16 protein-coding genes are annotated in these 19,162 nt (G+C 33.5%); 2 read left to right on the top strand and 14 right to left on the bottom strand.

The window, feature by feature from the left end:
- Positions 1-180: 180 nt before the first annotated feature.
- Genes BLS22_RS11860 through BLS22_RS11850 form a run of 3 tightly spaced genes read right to left on the bottom strand, consistent with a single transcriptional unit; the run spans position 181 to position 3,781 of the window.
- Entirely contained in the window at positions 181-1,683 is a 1,503-nt protein-coding gene (locus BLS22_RS11860) for a hypothetical protein (RefSeq protein WP_090553975.1), read from the bottom strand.
- Positions 1,684-3,075: a sensor histidine kinase gene (locus BLS22_RS11855; RefSeq protein ID WP_090553974.1), complete on the bottom strand. Its 1,392-nt coding sequence runs from the start codon at positions 3,073-3,075 to the stop codon at positions 1,684-1,686. It abuts the gene before it with no gap.
- Positions 3,062-3,781, bottom strand: a complete 720-nt coding sequence (locus BLS22_RS11850; protein ID WP_330386519.1) for a response regulator transcription factor — start codon at positions 3,779-3,781, stop codon at positions 3,062-3,064. The genes BLS22_RS11855 and BLS22_RS11850 overlap by 14 nt, the downstream gene beginning before the upstream one ends.
- Positions 3,782-3,971: 190 nt before the next feature.
- Here BLS22_RS11850 and BLS22_RS11845 point away from each other — a divergent pair, with 190 nt between their 5' ends.
- Positions 3,972-4,811 carry a polysaccharide deacetylase family protein gene (locus BLS22_RS11845; protein ID WP_090553972.1) on the top strand — a complete coding sequence of 280 codons (840 nt, stop codon included), beginning with the start codon at positions 3,972-3,974 and terminating at the stop codon, positions 4,809-4,811.
- 250 nt (positions 4,812-5,061) lie between these two features.
- Here the strand turns inward: BLS22_RS11845 and BLS22_RS11840 are convergent, their stop codons facing one another.
- Genes BLS22_RS11840 through BLS22_RS11825 form a run of 4 tightly spaced genes read right to left on the bottom strand, consistent with a single transcriptional unit; the run spans position 5,062 to position 8,709 of the window.
- Positions 5,062-6,012 (bottom strand): siderophore ABC transporter substrate-binding protein, encoded by a 951-nt coding sequence (locus BLS22_RS11840; protein WP_090554007.1) that lies wholly within the window; start codon positions 6,010-6,012, stop codon positions 5,062-5,064.
- Positions 6,013-6,062: 50 nt separating this feature from the next.
- Positions 6,063-6,818 (bottom strand): iron ABC transporter ATP-binding protein, encoded by a 756-nt coding sequence (locus BLS22_RS11835; RefSeq protein ID WP_090553971.1) that lies wholly within the window; start codon positions 6,816-6,818, stop codon positions 6,063-6,065.
- On the bottom strand, positions 6,818-7,765 hold the full coding sequence (locus BLS22_RS11830) for an iron chelate uptake ABC transporter family permease subunit (RefSeq protein ID WP_090553970.1): 948 nt from the start codon (positions 7,763-7,765) through the stop codon (positions 6,818-6,820). Before BLS22_RS11830 ends, BLS22_RS11835 begins: the two co-directional genes overlap by 1 nt.
- The gene (locus BLS22_RS11825) at positions 7,765-8,709 is read right to left on the bottom strand and encodes an ABC transporter permease (protein ID WP_090553969.1); all 945 of its coding nucleotides are present in this window, start codon (positions 8,707-8,709) and stop codon (positions 7,765-7,767) included. Before BLS22_RS11825 ends, BLS22_RS11830 begins: the two co-directional genes overlap by 1 nt.
- A 197-nt stretch (positions 8,710-8,906) precedes the next feature.
- Here BLS22_RS11825 and BLS22_RS11820 point away from each other — a divergent pair, with 197 nt between their 5' ends.
- The gene (locus BLS22_RS11820; RefSeq protein ID WP_176762163.1) at positions 8,907-9,668 is read left to right on the top strand and encodes a helix-turn-helix transcriptional regulator; all 762 of its coding nucleotides are present in this window, start codon (positions 8,907-8,909) and stop codon (positions 9,666-9,668) included.
- A gap of 103 nt (positions 9,669-9,771) precedes the next feature.
- On the opposite strand, the gene BLS22_RS11815 is transcribed toward BLS22_RS11820, so the two are convergent.
- The 7 genes from BLS22_RS11815 to BLS22_RS11785 form a co-directional block, all read right to left on the bottom strand.
- The gene (locus tag BLS22_RS11815) at positions 9,772-11,565 is read right to left on the bottom strand and encodes an L-fucose isomerase (RefSeq protein ID WP_090553967.1); all 1,794 of its coding nucleotides are present in this window, start codon (positions 11,563-11,565) and stop codon (positions 9,772-9,774) included.
- 3 nt (positions 11,566-11,568) lie between these two features.
- Positions 11,569-13,236, bottom strand: coding sequence for a ribulokinase (locus BLS22_RS11810; protein ID WP_090553966.1), 1,668 nt, complete (start codon positions 13,234-13,236; stop codon positions 11,569-11,571).
- 365 nt (positions 13,237-13,601) lie between these two features.
- Positions 13,602-14,897, bottom strand: a complete 1,296-nt coding sequence (locus BLS22_RS11805; RefSeq protein WP_090553965.1) for a TRAP transporter large permease — start codon at positions 14,895-14,897, stop codon at positions 13,602-13,604.
- 47 nt (positions 14,898-14,944) lie between these two features.
- A complete protein-coding gene (locus BLS22_RS11800; RefSeq protein WP_090553964.1) occupies positions 14,945-15,505 on the bottom strand; it encodes a TRAP transporter small permease in 561 nt (186 codons plus the stop codon).
- Positions 15,506-15,681: 176 nt separating this feature from the next.
- Complete coding sequence (locus BLS22_RS11795) at positions 15,682-16,731, bottom strand: sialic acid TRAP transporter substrate-binding protein SiaP (RefSeq protein ID WP_208974706.1); 1,050 nt, start codon at positions 16,729-16,731, stop codon at positions 15,682-15,684.
- A 382-nt stretch (positions 16,732-17,113) separates the two neighbouring features.
- Positions 17,114-18,022 carry a ribokinase gene (locus BLS22_RS11790; protein WP_090553963.1) on the bottom strand — a complete coding sequence of 303 codons (909 nt, stop codon included), beginning with the start codon at positions 18,020-18,022 and terminating at the stop codon, positions 17,114-17,116.
- A 7-nt stretch (positions 18,023-18,029) separates the two neighbouring features.
- On the bottom strand, positions 18,030-19,049 hold the full coding sequence (locus BLS22_RS11785) for a LacI family DNA-binding transcriptional regulator (protein ID WP_090553962.1): 1,020 nt from the start codon (positions 19,047-19,049) through the stop codon (positions 18,030-18,032).
- Positions 19,050-19,162: the final 113 nt, after the last annotated feature.

The raw sequence follows: 19,162 nt of genomic DNA, 5'->3' as shown, positions 1-19,162 counted from the left end.
CCCTTTTTTGATTATAAAAGGAGACAAGTCTTCATGACTTTCTCATCAGTTTTCAAACCGATGTTTTTTTATCTTTGCAAATATAAATTTTTTATTGGTTTTATTATTCTAAATTTATCACATTGATAAAATTTTGTCAATATTTTTTAAGGAAATTTTTGTAACTATTTTGTCGGACTATTAATCATTGATATGATTTTCCAAAGTTCTTTTCCAGTTGTCTACGTATGGACCCGTTGCCCATTCTACCATGATTACAACTTCTCCATCCTTTAAGGGAATTCTTTCTAAAGTCTCCTGTTGTAGGGTTTTACCTTCTATTGAAAATACCATCAATTCCTCCTTCGTTACCACTAAAGCAATATCTTTATTAGGAGATGTATAGAGATCAATAGCAGCAGGTACTCTATCCTTCAAAGTTGTCCATGGAATACTCAGGTCATCATAAAACACCAATTCCCTAGGGGGGATAAGGTTAATATTATAATCTACTGTCTTCAACTCATCACCTGCCAAAAAGCTTATGCCCCCTCTTAATAACCAATGTCCAAATCTTCTTTCGATACCATAATTTTCACCAGGGTTCTTCTCTGGGAGTATACTATCATATTCTATTTGATCTAATATTCTTTTTCTTCCAGTCTCTATTGCCTCTAAGCCTGAGTTGCCTAACAAATCTAATATATTTATTCTTCTAATGTTGGGAATACTGTCGATAGCTAAAATATGCAATCCTTCCCTTTGTAAAACTTTGTTTTCACCATTGCTTTTAAATTGTTTCTCCTCAATAGAAACATAGTCATTACTAATATAATTAATCTTTCTATAGATAAACTCTTCCTTTTCTTGCTGAAGGATAGGTTGATGGGCTGTCCTTTCTATTGGATTTGTCTCCTTACTTAGGATGTTATAAGGGACTAATAATTCTTCCATTCTATTGCCTTCAATTATTCTGTTTACCTCCATTTTCCAAAAACCTTTTCGCCTCGGAAAAAAAATATCTTCTGTCTGTAAAAGAGAATTTAACTTCTTATTTTCAGAATCAATCCAAAGGGTTCTATAGGAGTGGGTCTGTATATTTAAGTTATTCTCATCAATGGTTTGGCGCAGACCTATAAGTACTCCAGTCCGTAGCAAAGTAGACTGAGGATGATTTTCTAACCATTCATTGGGATTGTTTTCTTCCTGTAGTTGTTTCAACAGCTCTTCATCCACCTCATGGGAAACCCTCTTTAAAATAAAGCTATCATTGTATATTTTAAATATTAATTCATCATCCTTTACCTTCAGAATTTCACAGAATAAAACATCCTGGTCTAGGATAGTAATTACTTCAATTTCATCCTGAGAAAAATGATATCCCTCAGGAAATGCCTTATAATGATAGAGAAGGTACTCATCTGCATTTACTCGTTTCACTTGGTAACCAACGTCCTTAATAAAATAATCTGTTACCACTGCATGTTGACTGGAAAACATAATGGTTTTTCCTAGCCATTGTTGGTTCTCTTCGGTAGTAGAGGATTGATTTAACACATCGATAATTTCCCAGGTTCCACCAATTGAAATATGAATATTGTTAGGTGGTGCAATTTGCAAGCTTAGGTCATTTACTGTACCTACACAGCCGGTTATAAGTAAAATGATAGGTAATAAAATACAAATTAATTTAATAGATCTCATCTAAACAACCTCCTGTAATGGCAGGGTCAGGGTTACTCTAGTACCTTTATCTAATTGGCTGGTGATATCTAGGCTTCCTCCCATCATTTTAACAATTGCATCAGAGATAGTTAAACCAATTCCATTTTGAGATTTGCTAGATTTCCCCTTGTAGAATTTTTCTTTAACTTTAGGAAGCTCCTCAGGATCTATGCCACTGCCTGTATCCTCTACAACGATAACTATTTTGTCATCCTGCAGCTTAGCCAATAAACTTATTTTTCCATTGGAGGGAGTAAATTTAAAGGCATTATCTAGTAAATTAATAAGTACCTGTTTTAAACGATTTTCGTCACAATAAATTAATGGAAAATCATCAGCATAGTTCAACTGAAAATCCACTTCTTCTCTTAATGCCCTTGGGGTTAGTTGCTTTTTTACATGCTTCAATATCTCTTTTAAATCAGTAGGTTTTATATTAAAGGTAATTTTACCAGATACAAATTTAGAAAAATCCAATAGCTCCTCCACCATAAGGGTTAATCGATCGCTTTCCTTCTCGATAATTTCAAGACCATCGGATAAAATTTCTTTATCTTCATAATCTTGTTTTAGAGTAACTGCCCAACCTTTGATGGAAGTAAGGGGGGTTCTAAGTTCATGGGATACAGAGGATATAAAATCATTCTTGATCTGATCCTTTTTTATAATTTCCTTGGCCATATAATTTAAAGTATCTGAAAGTTTACCAATTTCATCATCGCTTCTTTTTTGATTCTCAATATAGTAGTCCCCCTTAGCCATTTTTTCTGCCGTAAGGGTCACTTCTTCTAGGGGCACAGTTATGGTATTTGCCAAGAATATACTAACTAATCCTGAAATTAAGGTAACTAAAATCCCAAAGGCAATAAAAATATGGGTTATTCTTTTAATATCGTTATTTATTTCCCTAAGGGAAGCAACAAATCGCAATACTCCTACCTGTTGCCCTTTTGAATAGAGGGGATAGGAAACTGCCATTACTCTTTCCGTATCATAATCGACATTCCCCACCCATTTTCCAAGCTCTCCTTCCAGTGCTCTTTCTACATCCTCCATCCCTTCAGTAGTATTTATCATTACCCCGATGGAATCCATCAAAACCCTGCCCTTCATATCAATGATGGCTACTTGAGCAGAGGTTTGATTCCAAAAAGTATCTACGTTATTTAGTATATTTTCCTGTAATGTAGCATCAGAAAAATATTTTTCATAGAGATCTGTAGAAGTCTGGAGCTGATTAATCAAAGTACCTTCTAGATTACTATAATAATGTTGTTGAATATTAATGAGCAAAACAACCTCAAGAATAACTACAGTAATAATGATAATAAATACGAAATAAAAAACCAATCTTTTTTTAATGCTTTTCATAGTTCTTCACTCCCCGTAGTCGATAGCCAAATCCCCAAACAGTTTCAATCCATTGGGGGGCCGATGGGTTATCTTCTATTTTTTCTCGAATACGTCTAATGTGAACATCTACTGTCTTCATATCACCAAAATAGGTTTTGCCCCAGACTTTATTTAATATCTCATCTCGACTAAAGGCTTTATCTGGATTTCCAATTAGTATCTTCATGATAGCAAATTCCGTAGGGGTTAATTCAATCTCTTTGTTTTCCTTGTAAAATCTTTGCCTTTCTAAGTCAAGTTTTAATGGATAAAACTCAATAATTTTACCCCTACTCCTTTTACTTATTTCTATTTTCCTTAAGTGGGCGTGGATACGGGCAATAAGCTCTAGGGGATTAAAGGGTTTGACCATATAATCGTCTGCCCCCAATTCCAAGCCCATAATTTTATCCATGTCCTGACCTTTAGCTGTCAACATAATGATAATACTCTCTGGTAGGGCTTTTCTTATTTCTTGACATAATTCAAAACCATCTATTCCTGGTAGCATGACATCCAAAATAGCTATCGTAACCCTCTCTTTTTTGATTAAATCTAAGGCTTCTTCTCCACTTTCACATTCTAATACTCGAAATCCACTTCTATTAAGGTTGATGGCTAAAAATTTTCTAATCGAAGCTTCATCCTCCACCACCAATACCTTTTTTTCTGTTTCTTCCATCATAATCACCTAACATCCATTTATTTTTAAGCATATTGTACTATAGTTTTCTCGCCACTTCTAGTTTCTATTAGCTTTATTTATAAACCTTAATTTTTTTGTAACCTTTTTTAATTAATTTGTAAATCAATATAGGATAAAAACCGATAAAATTTTAAATAAGTAATAAACAGACAATAAGGGAGGACTAGCAATGAAGCATTACTTTAAAAAAAATATGATTTTATTATTCTCAACTATTATATTAACTGGACTTATAGGGTTTGAATTAATTCTCCCCTGCCAAACAGCTGCTGTTGTTGATGGAACTACTATTGAAAATGAATTGGATGAAAGTCAATTGAATGAAAATATACCAGATGAAGGTTTGGATGAAGGGGGTTTAGAGGGAGAGGAGCTTCAGGAAGAAGAGCCCATAGTAATAGATGAAAATATGAAATTTGCCTATCTTACCTTCGACGATGGACCTTCTCCTAAAGTAACCCCTCAAATCTTGGATATTCTTAAAGAATATAATATAAAAGCTACTTTTTTTGTCATTGGAAACTTAGCTGAAAAGCATCCTGATATATTGTTAAGGATTCAAGAGGAAGGACATTTAATAGGTAATCATACCTATAGCCATAACTATAAGGAGATATATTCCCATCCCCAGAAGCTTATGGCTGACATAGAAAAGACGGAGGAGGTATTTGCATCAATATTAGGGACTGAGTATAGGAGGTCAAGGTTTGTACGGTTTCCGGGGGGTTCTTTTGGAGAGAAATTACGACCTTTTCGTCAAGCTGTAGAGGAGATGGGTTATACCAGTATTGATTGGAATGTAGTTAATGGAGATGCTGAAGGTATGCACGTTTCACCTAAAAAACAATTGATAAGACTTCAAGAAACCCTACAAGACAAAAAAGAAGCTATCATACTGATGCATGATAGTAATACAAAACAAACTACAGTGGATGCCCTTCCTGACCTTATTGAATATATATTATCTCAGGGATACATTTTCAATACCCTTGAAGAATCAAGGTTTTAAGCAGTAGTAATGGGTCTTGATAGAAAGCTTATATTGAAACCTACAATTTTTTATGGGGAAAGGCTAAAACCCCAGAGGGATACAAATACAAATTAAAACTCGGTCAAGGTGTCGAATTGTCACCATGCCCGAGTATGTTTATATTACACTACCTATAGCAATTATCTATATAGTATCAATAAAATGGTCCCTTCATCCTTCCAAATACCTTGTATCAAAAGAGGTACCCCTGTGATGGGAAAAATTCATCTTATTGTATTGCAGCTGCTATTTCTTCTATCATTATTTTTGTTCCTTCTATCCCGCCAGATGCCACATACCATACGTGGGCACTCAAATAATTTATTGCATTATTTTTATAGGCATTTGTCATTTTTACTATATCATTGTCTAATACACTTTCTGCTACATTACTACCTCCTGTAACAGCTGCCCTATCAATTACAAATATGATATCTGGATTTACCTCTAAGATATATTCAAAGGAGATACTTTGTCCGTGGTTTGAAACCTCTATGTTTTCATCTGCTGCCGGAAAACCAAATTCTTTGTGAATTAAATTGAATCTAGAGTTGTTGCCATATACACTCAATGCACCATCATTGGCCATGACTATCAAGGCATTTTTATTGGTTTCCTCCACTTGAGTACTCACTTCCTTAATTTGTGTTTCAATCTTATTGATTTCATCCTTTACAAAATCTGCCTTATCAAAAATTTCACCTAATATAGTAAGGTTACTGGTAAAAGAATTGATATAATCCTGGTTATCTATTGCTAAAAATACAGTGGGGGCTATTTCTGAAAGATCATCGTACAGTTCCCTTTGTCTTCCTGCAATCAAAATTAAATCTGGCTGAAGCTCATAAATTTTTTCAAAGTTTGGTTCAAATAATGTGCCTACATCTTGGTACTTTTCATCATTGTACTTGTTTAAATAACTAGGGATATTAGATTTCGGCAAACCAATAATCTCTATATCCATTTGGTTTAAGGAATCAAGGGTTGCGTAATCAAAAACAATTACCCGCCCTGGATTTTTCTTTACAGCTACTTCCCCTAATTCATGGGTAATGCTGATGATCTCAACATTTTCTACTTCTCCCTCAATTGCTGTTTCTATAGAACTACAACCTATTAATCCCATCATAAAAACAAACATTAAAAGTGCTACAGCTACTAAACCTTTCTTTTTAAACATCATTTACACCTTCCTCTTTATTATTTTAAAAATTTTATATATTATCTTTCTTAAAAGTAAACACAGATTCTTTGGTTATTAATATTTTCTATTTTAAAATTCATATTATAAATTCCCCATAGGACTTCTTCATCAATAATATTTACTGTAGTTCCTTCCTCTACTAATTTTCCTTCATTCATTGCTACAATATAGTCAGAATAACATGAGGCAAAGTTTATATCATGAATAACGATAACAACTGTCTTATCAAGATTTTCCACTAACCATCTAAGGATTTTCATAATCTCTACAGCATGTTTCATATCTAAATTGTTGAGGGGTTCATCTAACAGAATATATTCTGTGTTTTGAGCAATAACCATGGCTATGTAAGCCCTTTGTTTTTGTCCTCCACTTAATTGATCCATAAACTTATCTTCAATATCCTTAAGCTTCATATAAGCTATAGCCTGCTCAATTTGTTTTTCATCCTCTTCAGTTAAATTCCCCTGAGAATAAGGAAATCTACCGAAGGTTACAAGTTCTCTTATGGTCAGACGAATATCAAGATGGTTAGATTGCTTTAAAATAGAAATCTTCTTAGATAAATCCTTTGTATCCCACTGAGTAATTTCTTTTCCATCAATAAACACCTCCCCTCCATCTTTTTTTAACAAACGACTAACCATGGACATCAAGGTGCTTTTGCCTGCACCATTAGGTCCAATAAATGATGTTATTTTATTTTTTGGAATCTTTATAGATACATTGTCAACAACTCTTTTTTTCCCATAAATCTTCGTAAGATTTTTAACTTCTATCATCATTTTCTCCCCTTTAATAGCAGATATATAAAATAGATCCCTCCAACAAGATTGATTATTACACTTAATGGCGTGTGGTAGTTAAAAATCCTCTCAGCTAATAGCTGCCCACCAACTAAAGCAATACCACTCAATAGCATTGACCCCACTATTAAATACTTATGTTTATAGGTATCTAGCAGTTCTCTAGCCAAGTTTACCACCAATAGTCCTAAAAAAGTGATTGGACCAACTAAAGCAGTGGCTACTGCTACCATAATGACGATAACAACCAGCATTCTCTTTACTACTTTATCATAATCAATCCCTAAATTTATTGCATGATCCCTTCCTAAGGAAAGTCCATCCATCTTCTTAAGATAGGGATAGGTATATACTGCTAATACTACAAAAATCACCCCAGATATATTTAGCAGCCCCGTATTTACACTGTTAAAGCTGGCAAACATTCTATTTTGAACAATAGCAAATTCATTAGGGTCAATTAACATCTGCATAAAAGAAGCTATACTCTGAAAAAACGTGCTAAATATCATCCCTATCAGCAGTAGAAAATAGATGCTCTGCTTCTCTTTTCTAAACAGTAGCTTATATAGGATTGCTGAGAAAAACATCATGACCAAGATGGATAGTATAAAGTTATATGTACCATTAATTACTTCAAGGGTTCTAGCCCCCAGTACAAAAACAATAATTGTTTGGACAAACATGTACAGTGCATCTAGTCCTAAGATGCTTGGCGTCAAAATTCTATTGTTTGTTATCGTTTGAAACATTAATGATGAAAAACCAATAACTGAGCCAGTTAACAATATTGCAAAGGTCTTTGGAATTCTTCTAGATAGGGCATAATCCCAATTACGACTATTTAATCCCATCATTAAGTAAAGAATTGTTAGTACTAAAAGTATCCCTCCTAATAGTAATAACTTCTTTCTATTTGACATTATTCATCCCCCCTCAGAAGCAAGTATAGGAATAGAAAACTACCTATTACTCCAACAGTTAATCCAATGGAGATTTCATAGGGATAAATAATAAGCCGGCCTAAAATATCACAAAAAAGTAAGAATACTGCACCAAGTAACGCAGTAGGGACTAGATTGTTCTTTAAGTGATCGCCCCGATAGATTGTAACGATGTTGGGGATAATTAATCCTAAAAAAGGTATTCTCCCAACAGTTATTACAACTAAAGATGTAGACAGTGCTACAATAACAAGTCCTATATTAACCACCTTACTGTGATTTAACCCAAGATTTGAGGAGAAGTCCTCCCCCATTCCTGCTACAGTAAATTGATTTGCATAGATAAATGCCATAACCACCAAAGGAATACTTAAATATAAAAGTTCATATCTTCCCTTTATTACCATAGAGAAATCACCCTGGAGCCAGGAGGATATATTTTGGACAAGTTCATACCTGTAAGCAAAAAAAGTGGTTATTGAGTCTATTATATTTCCCAGCATAATCCCAACTAAGGGTATAAAGATTTTGTTCTTGAGCTTGATCCCTTTCATTATCTTTAAAAACAAGAAGGTTCCAGCTAGGGCAAAGATAAAGGATATAAGCATCTTTGTAAAGCTACTGGAAGATGAAAATAGTAAAAGGGATACTAATATACCAAGTCTAGCGCTGTCTACAGTTGCGGCAGTTGTTGGGGAAACAAATTTGTTTCGGGTGAGTTGTTGCATGATTAAACCACCTATACTCATGCTAACACCACCAACAATGATACTGACTAGGCGTGGTATTCTACTTATTAAAAGAATTTGAATTTTTTCATCTTCAAAACCTATTATGTCTAAAAAACTGATATTTTTTACTCCTACAAATAGTGACATAAATGAGAGTACAATAAGTGCAATGACTAAATATCTTTTCTTCATAGTTCCTCCTAAACTCAATAATTAAACTTTGTTATTTGACACCTCTTTCTAATACGTTTATAATTGATATTAAATATTAAATGAATTTAATTATCATTATCAATCTATATGTTACCACAATAAAAATTTAAAAACTTTAAATATATTTATTTTTTATAACAATATTTATATATTCTTCTTGAGAAGGGATGATTTTTTTGGAAAACAAATGTTGTTCCCAAGCTAGAAAGCATATAAGTGATATCATGGAAAAATTTCATTTATGTACACATATTCCTATAAAAGCCATTGATATGAACAATATAATTATCCATACTGAGGGATATACTTATATAACTGAGTCTATTTTTGAAGAACACAAAATTATTGATAAAATTGATAATGAACTCAATAAAAAAGATAGTACCTCTTGCTTAGTACTATCAAAAAATTATATTGATTTTACAGTTATTTATATCTGCCCTAAAAATATTGATCGGGGTGTTTATGTCATGGGTCCATATACCTCTAGTCCACTGGCCAAAAACGATATGTTATATAAACCTTGTAATTGTATTCCTCATCTGATTACATTACTCCGTAATATAGCTGTGAATACAGACTTTATCAGACGCAAAAAAGAATTACCCTATAGTTTGCATGTGAAAAAAGCTTTAGATTATATTGATACTAGGTTTTATGAACCTCTTACTGTAGAATGGGTTTCACAAAAACTAGGAATCAATAAATCTTATTTTTGTTCTGTCTTCAAGAAAGATACAGATAAAACATTTACCCAGACTTTAAATGAGATAAGAATCGAAAAAAGCAAGCAATTATTAAGAAATACGGATCAACCCATTTTAGATATTTCTATTGCAGTGGGTTACAACAATCAGAACTACTATAATATGTTATTTAAAAAGCTAAATAACATTTCTCCCAATCAGTATAGAAATGAAAAAATGAATAGATTATAATTATATAGATAATATAGAAATATCTATTACTAAGACTATCATCAGTTATTATGGGAGCAGTCTTAATAACAGGTCAAAGATAAGACTTCCCTTAATACTAATTTTACTTGTACATGGGTCCATATGCCTTACATGCTCTATAATCGGCTGCCTCTTTATCCATTCCATATGAATTCCATACAGCTGGTCTAAATATTTCCTCTTCTGGTACATTATGCATACAAACTGGAATCCTAAGCATTGAACATAAAGTTATTATATCTCCACCAATATGCCCATAACTAATTGCTGCATGGTTAGCACCCCAATTATTCATCACATCATAAGCTGTCTTAAAAGCACCTTTGTCAGTAGTTCTAGGTGCAAACCATGTACAGGGCCATGTATAATCTGTTCTCTTCCATAATTTATCAGAAACTTCATCTGGTAATGCAATGGTCCATCCCTCTGCTATCTGCATAACGGGACCTATACCTTTTACAAGATTAAGTCTTATCATAGTGCAAGGCATTTGAGATTTTGTTAAAAATCGAGATGAATAGCCACTACCTCTAAAATATCCTAAATCTGCAGGGTTCCATGTGGTAGCCTCTAGACAGGCTATCTGATCTTTTTCGGTTATATTCCACCATTCTTTTATAACAGACTCTCCATTTTCCAATTTCACCGCTCCTGATGCATCCAAACAAGCTGAGCCTGAATTAATTAAATGGATAAATCCACCTGCTTCTAAGGCTTTTCCCTCCAATTGATATCCATCTGTTGCTTTTGCAACTGCTCCAGGACTCCAATAAGTTCTAACGTCAGCAAATAATTGAGCTCGATTGGTGAGAAGTTTTCCAAATAACATAGATACAGCATTCAACGTATCATTTTCAGTAGCCAATACATATGGTTCTCTGGCACCATTCCAATCAAATGAAGAATTCATAATTGCTTCTGCAAAATCCGTATTAGGATAATAATCGGTCCACTGTCTTTGACCTTGAAAACCACCAGCTATAGCATTATGTCCTAATATTTCTTCTTGCCCTTTAGGAAGATTTGTCTGTCCTTCCATTAAATCTCTTATAATGCAAGTTGTTTTTATGACAAATTCCCAATCCTCATCTTTTTCTTTCCTTGACTTTTGTACTTCTTTTGGATTTTTGTCAAATCCTTCCTTACAATATTTTTTTCTCCATTCCAATGCCTTTTGAAACTCTTCTTTATCATATATACCTTCTTCTATTCTTCGAATAATTTCAACCTCATCTACTGATTCTACCCTCATACCCAGATACTCTTCAAAAAAGTCTGTATTAATAATTGACCCAGCAATTCCCATAGAAATGGAACCTATTTGTAAATAGGATTTTCCCTTCATTGTAGCTACTGCTACTGCTGCCCTACTAAACCGTAATAGCTTTTCCTTAACATCCTCTGGTATTCCACTTTCATCAGCATCTTGAACGTCTTTCCCATATATTCCAAATGCCGGCAACCCTTTTTGAGCATGAGCTGCTAAAACAGCAGCCAAATACACAGCTCCAGGTCTTTCAGTTGCATTTAAACCCCATACCCCTTTGATAGTCATAGGATTCATATCCATAGTTTCCGTTCCATAACACCAACAAGGAGTTACCGTAAGTGTGATATCTACACCTTCCCTTTTAAATTGAGCTTCGCATGCTGCTGCTTCTGCCACACGACCGATAGTTGTATCAGAAATGACTACTTTTACTGCTTGTCCATTAACATATTTAATGTTATTTCTTAGTAGCTCTGCTGCTGCCTTGGCCATGTTCATGGTCTGTTCTTCAAGAGAACCTCGTACATCAAGCATCCCTCTGCGGGCATCAATAACTGGTCTGATTCCAATTATAGGATATTCTCCTATTAATCTTCTGTTATTCATAATTTAACACAGCCCCTTGTTCTTATATTTTTTTAATCTTTTCATAACATCATTTATCCCAGTGCCAAAATAATCATGTAATATGCTATATTCTTCATATAATTTTTTATACATTAAAACATTTTTTACATTAGGTTCATAAACCTTATCATCAAGTTTTCCCATATGTCTACTAGCCTCAATAATATTGTCATAACCTCCATTTTCCCTACCAGCAGCAACTGCGGCAAATATAGCACTTCCGAGTGCAGGGCCTTGGGACCTTCCACCTATTTTAATTGGCATATTAATAACATCTGCATAGATTTGCATAGCAAGCGGATTCTTCTGTGCAATTCCTCCTGAGGCATAGAATTCATTTACAGGAACGTCATTTTCATTAAAGATATCTATTATCTTCTTTGTTCCATAAGCAGTTGCTTCTATTAAAGCACGATAAACTTCTTCAGGCTTCGTCTGTAATGTCATCCCTACTACCATACCAGTTAAATCTGCATCCACTAAGGTGGAGCGACAGCCATTCCACCAATCCAGTGCAATTAATCCACTTTGACCAACCTCTAATTCTGATGCCTTCTCCATAAGATAATTATGTATATCCATGTCTTGTGCCTGAGCACAATCATAGTAGTCTTTGCCAACACAATTTTCTACAAACCAGCCAAACAGATCTCCTACACTAGCTTGACCTGCCTCATATCCATAAAACCCAGGATATACACCATCTTCTACTACACCACTTATTCCTGGTACTAAGTGTTCTTCTTCTCCTAATAAGATATGACAAGTTGAAGTTCCAATGATAGCCAACATCTTTCCAGGACCATCAATAGACAGTGCTGGAAAGGTTACATGCGCGTCTATATTAGCTGCAGCAACTGGAGTCCCTATATTTAAACCTGTTTTTTGTGAAGTTTCTTGATTAATTTCACCAGCCTTATGTCCTAGAGGAATAATTGAGCCCCCAAGCTTTTCTTCTACAACATTCTCAAGTCGTGGGTCTAATTCTCTAAAGAAGGTTTTATCAGGATATCCACTCTTTTTACTCCACATAGCTTTAAATCCTGTGGCACTTAAATTTCTAGTAAGACTACCCGTAAGTTGCCACACTACCCAATCGCCAGCTTCCATAAAATAATCAGCTTCTTCATAAACCTCTGGCGCTTCAGAAAGTATTTCCCATATCTTTGGTAGCACCCATTCAGAAGATATTTTATTACCATAACGACCTAGCCATTTTTCTTCTATTTCAGTGGCTACCTCATTAATTTTATTAGCTTTATCTTGTGCAGCATGATGTTTCCAAAGTTTAACGTAAGCATGTGGTTCATTTCTATATCCATCTATTTCACAAATTGGAGTCCCATTTGCCTTAACTGGCAAAATAGTACATGATGTGAAATCAATTCCTAAACCAATAATATCATCAGGAAAGATGCTGGATTCCTTTAATAGCATAGGAATAATATATGAAATAGCATCTAAATAATCTCTAGGATGTTGTAAAGCCCAATCATAACCAAGCTTTTTCCCACTAGGTAAATTTTTATCCATAACAGCATGAGGATATTCAAATACAGCACAAGCTAATTCTTCACCTGTCTTCACATTTACCAGAAGAGCTCTGGCTGAAAGTGTTCCAAAGTCTATTCCGATTGAATATTTACACATATTAATTCTCTCCTTCAAGTTTTACTTATTATTAGATGTTTGTGCAGCACTGTAACTGGTATAATTACAGGTTAGTTTTTAGCATAAAAAATATAACGTCTCACCAAATTGTGGTAAAATCAAGTTTCCAAGAAATAAATTTACCAACCTAGAAAGAAGTTATATATGTCTATTAAAACACAAAGGTATGGTATTAAGAATTTAAGAACATCTATATTCTATGGGATTTATGGATTTCTTTGGTTAATGTTCATCAATCGTACTCTCATTACTTTGATGAAAAATACAGTTTAGCTATTTCCACAAAATTTAGGTAACTAATATGTATATTACTTTATATACCTTAGTAAATAATATTAATTACCCTAATATCCTAATAGTACTCTAGGTAATATTAAAAAAATACTAGGTACAAAAATGATAATACCTAGAACTACAAGCATTGCAGCTAAAGGTAGCCATATTTCTTTCATTACACTTTTTAAAGGGGTCCCTGAAATCCCACTGGTAATAAACAAAAGCATACCAAAAGGTGGTGTAGACAAACCAATCATCATACTAAAAACTACTACTAGGCCGAAATGTACTAAGTCTATACCAAAACTGTTTGCCAAAGGCAAAACAATAGGTATAAATACCACTTGAATCACAGAAGTATCAATAAACATACCTAAAACTAAAATTGCTGATGCCACTACTAATAAGAAAACATATTCATTATCTGTTGCACCAAGTATTAAATTTCCTAGATTAACAGCAATTTTTTCTCTAGCAACAATATATGAAATACAAGTAGCTGCACCAATCATCAAAGAAATGGAGCCCGTAGATCTGACTGTATCTAACAATACTTCCTTAAAAGCATGCCATTTTAATATACGATATCCAAAAACTGCTACTATTAATGCATACAATCCAGCAATAGCCCCTGCTTCTGTTGGTGTCATGACACCAGTATAAATGCCTAGCAGTAGGATGACTGGTGTTAATAAAGCGGGTATAGCTGTAATAGTGTATTTTAAAAAAGCTTTTTTTCCTATTTTCTCACTCCTTGGATAATTGCGTTTCTTTGCTATGAATGCAACATATATCATTAGTGCAACAGCAAGTAAAATTCCAGGAACCATGCCTGCCATAAACAATGCTCCTACTGATGCACCTGAAAGCATAGCATATATTACCATAGGAATACTAGGAGGAAAAATTGGTCCAATTGTTGAAGACGCCGCTGTAATAGCACAACTAAAACCATCATCATATCCCTCTTGTCGCATTGAATCAATTTCCATTTTTCCAAGTCCGCTAGCATCAGCTAAGGCGGAGCCTGTCATGCCTGAAAAAATCAGAGATGCTAGAACATTTACATGCCCAAGTCCACCTTTAAATCTACCAACAAACCCCTTAGCAAAACCAAATACTTTCTCTGTTACTTTGCCACTATTCATAACATTAGCAGCAAAAATAAATAGTGGTACTGCAATAATTGTATAGTTAGTGTAGTATGTTTTAAGGGTCTGCTGAGCAACCATTTTTACATCTTGCCCATTGATTAAAAAATAGAATACACATGCAGCCATTAAACCCATTGGAATTGGCATCCTCAATATAAAAATAAGAACAAATATAGTTATAAATCCAATTAACGCCAAACTAAAATCCATTTTTTATCCTCCTTGTAAGATAAGTATATGGTTAAAATTCTGCCTTTTTATAAATTAGAATCAATTACCTCCTGATATTGTGGCCTAGTTTCATTTAAAAGTTCCTCTTCAGCTTTTTTTCCTCCTAATCCAGTAAATACCATGAATTCTTTATACATGTCTATTACTATATATGCTAATATAAAAATATGAAATACTATATAAGGAGCGTATACAATGTTTAACCCTACTCGAAGTATGCTTGTTTTTTCAATTTTCATAAAATTTATAAACTTTGCACTTGGCACAAGTGAAGCCGTAAATGCAATAGCAATAATTAAATTGCCAAGAAATGAACAAATAGCTTTTCCTTTAATAGAAAGTTTGTCATATACTAAAGTAAATCTAACATGTGCTTTTTCTCTTTGTGCAAAAACTGCCCCTAACATAACCATCCATAAGTAACATGTAACTGTTACTTCATATGCCCAAGGAATAGGTTGTCTTAAAACATAACGAGAAAAAACTTGAACAATAAATACAACAAACATAATACAAAAGCTAATTACTGGTATATAAATTTCAATAACTTCCCTCATAAATAATAATACTTTCTTTATATTATTCATTTTATCTCCTCTCCAGAATATTTAATAATGACTATTATTCTGATAAACACCTCTTCTTTACAAATATTTGAATAAATACGGCTGTTACAAGACTTAATATTGTTATCCAGATTGGTTTTTGACAATATAATGTTGTAACAGCCTTCATATACATATATGATGAGAACCTTATTTTACTAATTGTTAGCTAATTTTTGAATCTGTTCATAAATCTCCATATCCCAAGTGTCAGAAATAGGATTGTTTAAATATTGATCTAATACATGATTGGCAAATGCAGTTTTGTCTGCCTCATATATAACTACTCCTTGTTCTTTAAATAATGCTACTAATTCAGCTTCTCTTTGTAAATTTGTAGTATCACAATACTCTCTTCCTACTTCGATACCTTCTAAAACTATTTGTTTTTGCTCATCTGATAAAGAATTCCAAGTATTAGGGTTAATTGCTGGCCATACTGAATCTATTAAGTGATCCGTTAAAGTGATGGAATTTTGCACCTCATAGAATTTTGCACTCTCAACTGTTGGTAATGGGTTATCTTGACCATCAACTACACCTGTCTGTAAAGATAGGTAGAGTTCTGAAAATGAAATAGGTGTTGGATTAGCTCCTAAAGCACGTCCTAAGAACATCCATGCATCAGAATTAGGCATTCTTAGATTAATCCCTGCTAAATCCGCTGGAGTCTTAATTGCTTTATCTTGTGATAAGGAAATTTGACGAGCTCCTAAATACCAAGCTCCTAGTGGTATTAACCCCTGCTCCTCCGCAACCTTTGCAAATACTTCTTGGCCAATCTCTCCATTTAACACACTGGTCATATGCTCATAACTATTAAAAATATATCCGGCAGTAAACATAGATATCCAAGGTGAATTAGTTGTTAACCAAGATGCACTTGTTAATGTCATATCTATATCACCTGCTACAACACCAACTAACTCTTCTTCTTGTGTAAATAGTGTAGCATCTGTGTAAAGATCAACTGTTATATTTCCATTTGATTTCTCTTCAACATATTTTTTAAATTCTGCCATTGCTTTTGCATGGGTATCTGTTGACACAGCAGTAAGAGATATGGTTAGTTCTACTGGGTTGTCTAGACCTCCCGAGTCCTCTCCTGGAGTCTCTCCTGAAGTCTCAACATTATTACCTGTACATCCAACAAACATGCTTGAAATCATTGTTACAAATAATAATAAACACATAAGCTTTCTTTTCATAATTAATCTTTCCCCCTTTTATTTTATTAGTATATAATTGCGTCATATAACGCTATACTACTTATTAAACTTTTCTTTTAATACTTCGCACAAATTATTATGTTGTTTTTACTATCCATTCGTAAATATCCGATGTTTAGAATACACTAGACTTTCTACATACACAGAAGAGTTACTATAGCAACCTCAGGAAAAGAGTATTATAACGCCATCATTAAAATTTGCGAAATTATTTTTAAACATTCTTAATTTTTAGACTTATCCAGATGCAATCGTTACCATGAATAGCTTTAATTTTTCCAGAGTATACTTGCCATTCAAAATGTGCATGTCCTCTATAAAAAATGTGTTATAAAAACTTGCTAAATATATTCATTGTTTTTTACAAAGTATAGTCTTTAAATTTCATCATGAAATCTTTGACTTCTTTCATTGTAGGAATACTTTTAGCTGCTCCTTCTTTTGTCACTGCTAAAGCAGAAGCTGCTGTAGCTATTTTAAGCGCTTTTCTAGTATCATATCCCGACATAATTGTACTTATGTAGTACCCTATAAAGGTATCCCCTGCAGCTGTTGTATCAATAGTTACAACTTTATATGCAGATTGTGGAATTCTCTGATCTTTATCAGCATAAATACACCCATTTTCCCCTAAGGTTAATACTATTTTCATTGAAGGGTACTTCTTAAGTAACACATCTAAAATTTTATCTTTATTAAATTCTTTTGTAATATCTCTGCCTTCAAGTTCATTTAAAATTAAAATATCAATGAGCTCCATTGGATAAGAATACAAAGCTTCACTTATTGGTGATGGATTAAAACAAATCTGCATTCCTTTTTCTTTTGCCTTTATCATAATATAATCTGTGTTTGATATTTCATTTTGAAGCAAAACAGTATGTTTTTTCTCAAACTTTGCCATTACCCTATCGATATACTCTTTGTCTATTTCATGATTTGCACCACCATATAGCACTATACAATTTTCTCCATTTTTATCACACTGTATTAATGCTCTTCCGCTATGCTCATGATTTGTGCTTATATAAGTTGTATTTACATTGTTATCTTCCAATATACCTCTAATAATGTCTGCATCTTTTTTCCCAATTGCACCTGCATGATATACTTTTGCCCCCGCCTTAGCTGCTGCGATAGATTGATTAAATCCCTTGCCACCACTACTAATACTCATCCTCTTAGAAGGTATTGTTTGCCCAGGAAGTGCAATAGCTTCAACATGATAAGTTTCATCAACATTTAGTGAGCCAAAGCTTAAAATTCCCATTCTCTGGTCACCCCCTATATTCCAACGTTGACTCTCTTTCAACCAATTCACTTCCTACAAAAGTTTTTATTACTCCTGTGTTGTCACTATTTATTAAATCTACTAATCGTTCTACTGCTTTTTTCCCCATAGTTTTTGTATGAATTCTTATTGTTGTGAGCTTTGGTTCACTATATGAACTAATCAATAAATCATCCACACCTATAATTGAAACATCGTCAGGAACTCTAACACCTATATCCTTCAATGCTCTGATAGCTGCCAAAGCCATTGTATCATTATCTGCAAAGAATGCAGTTGGCAATTCTTTTTCTGGGCTTTTAAGCTGATTGTGTATTGGTTCTTGTGCATATTGTATTTCAGGCATAGCGCAATATGTATACTTCTCTTCAATATCAAGACTCAACTTATTCATTACAAGTTTAAAAGCAAGATGCCTTTCTTTAAGACTTTCTGTTTTTTTTAAGCTTTTAATATGACCAATTTTTCTATGTCCTAAATCATACAGTTTTTTCACTGCTGTATAAACAATTGTACTATTATCCATAACAACACTATCTATATTAACAAACTTCATTTCATTATCAATAACCACTAGTGGTGCTTTAAAAAGTTTAAGTGTTTCTGCATTGTCAGCTTGAAATTCTGTCCCCAGAAAAACAATTCCATCATCCGCATTTTCTGCATTAATTTTAGAAATCATTTCCATAATATTTGAAGAAGTTATGTTAGTTATTTTCAAATCCATGCTTCTTTTTCTTGCTTCATTTTCTACACCATCTATTACTCTTGTAATGAAGTCTCCATTTCTCTCTGCCAACATTCCTTCTTCTTTATATTTTACAAATCTAATACTCTTTTTTTTCCCTATCTTACTACCTTTATTCTTAGCCTGATACCCAATTTCCTGAGCAATCCTCATCACTCTATTTTTTGTCTCTTGGCTAACACTATCTTTATTGTTTAAAACTAGCGAAACAGTGGCAGGAGACACATTAGCTCTCTCTGCAATTTTTCTTACAGTCATAATTAAAACTCCTATCTTATAGTGATTTGCTTATTTTGAAAGTATTAAATAATATGATGTTGTTCCTGTAAAAAGCGTTAAGCTCAATCACAATATATACATCCGTAACTTTA

The sequence above is a fragment of the Natronincola ferrireducens genome, from assembly GCF_900100845.1.
GTDB classification, from domain to species: Bacteria; Bacillota; Clostridia; order Peptostreptococcales; family Natronincolaceae; genus Natronincola_B; species Natronincola_B ferrireducens.
This window is presented reverse-complemented; position numbering and strand designations above follow the sequence as displayed.